The sequence below is a fragment of the Gordonia sp. 852002-10350_SCH5691597 genome, from assembly GCF_001665715.1.
GTDB lineage: Bacteria > Actinomycetota > Actinomycetes > Mycobacteriales > Mycobacteriaceae > Gordonia > Gordonia sputi.
The window spans coordinates 1-1,179 of record NZ_LZMO01000150.1 but is presented as its reverse complement, the minus strand read 5'-3'; the positions used below and the strand labels follow the sequence as shown (position 1 = coordinate 1,179).

1 protein-coding gene is annotated in these 1,179 nt (G+C 64.0%); it reads right to left on the bottom strand.

All coding sequences use genetic code 11. The annotated features are described in order from the left end of the window. Nucleotides 1-1,179, bottom strand: a 1,179-nt coding sequence (locus tag A5777_RS11360; RefSeq protein WP_064862737.1) for a DUF2254 family protein, incomplete at both ends; no start/stop codon positions are given.

The following is a 1,179-nucleotide window of genomic DNA, read 5'->3' as shown; positions in this document are numbered from 1 at the left end:
GTGGGGAATCGGTCGGCCCGCGCCTGTGCGACCCACGTGCGTCGTCGCGCGAGTTGCGTACGTTGTTCGACGGTTGCCGCGACGGTCGATACGCGAGAAAGTGCCGCGTCGAGTCGGGCAAGCATCAACGGTGAATCGAGCGAGGCCGCGATGACATCGTCGAATCCGACGACGAGCATGTCCGTCCACGACGGTCGGGGGACCACAAGCCTGAGATGACCACCGGCATCGCGCCAGCGCCGCGCGCTCTCGTCGATGGACGTTGCAGACACCAACAGGAACTCGACCTGGTCGACCGCCTGCACCGCGGTCGCGGGATCGTTGATCGCGGGCGACATGGCACGGAGTGCGATATCGGCGATGAGGCGGAAGGCCAGGAGCGGATCGCCGTCGAATGTGCGTTCTGGCCCGGTGTCGAGCGCAGCGAAGAAGGTCCCGGTATCGATTTCTCCGACGTCGCTATTGCCTTTGTCAAGGCTCTGTGGCGCACGACCGTACACGTGGGCGAGCGTCGCGCCTGCGCGCAGTGTTGACCCGACCGTCTCCTCCATGACGATCACGGAGTCGGCGGATTCGGCGAGGTGAACCAGTCTCTCGACGTGTAATCGCTGCAGTACCAACGGATTGCGGGACCACAGGATGCTGCGTGGTTCGGCAGGGGAGTCGACTTGCTTCGGGTCGAGGTCGTCGCTCGTGGGGTACGTCGCGACAATCGATTGCTGACCGTGTTCGCAGATCGTCGTCAAGACCGGTGAGATCTGGGTTGCGGCAAGGGCATTGGCCAGTACCACGCGCAACAGCACAAGCACGGCCAAGGTGCCCACGACTGCCACGAGCGGAACACTCGCCGACATCGTGTCCCGGCTGCCCGACGCGAGGATCGCGGTGATGCAGAAAACGATGACGCTCATTGCCACGGCGGCTGTTCGCCAGACGATGGGAGCGTCTCGGAAGAGTGTGAGTCGGGGTGTGAAAGTAGTTGCCACCCATTGGACTACGAGGAACAGCAACGAAAAGATCACTGCGAGTGTGCCGAACACCGCGCCGCCGAGGCCGATGAGAACGGTCGCGACCGACGACGTCGAGATCTGCGGAGCGGCTCCGATGTGCATCAGGCCGATTGCTGCTCCGGCACCGAACAGCACGCCGATGGTCTGTGTCAGCCCAGCGCGTGCACGC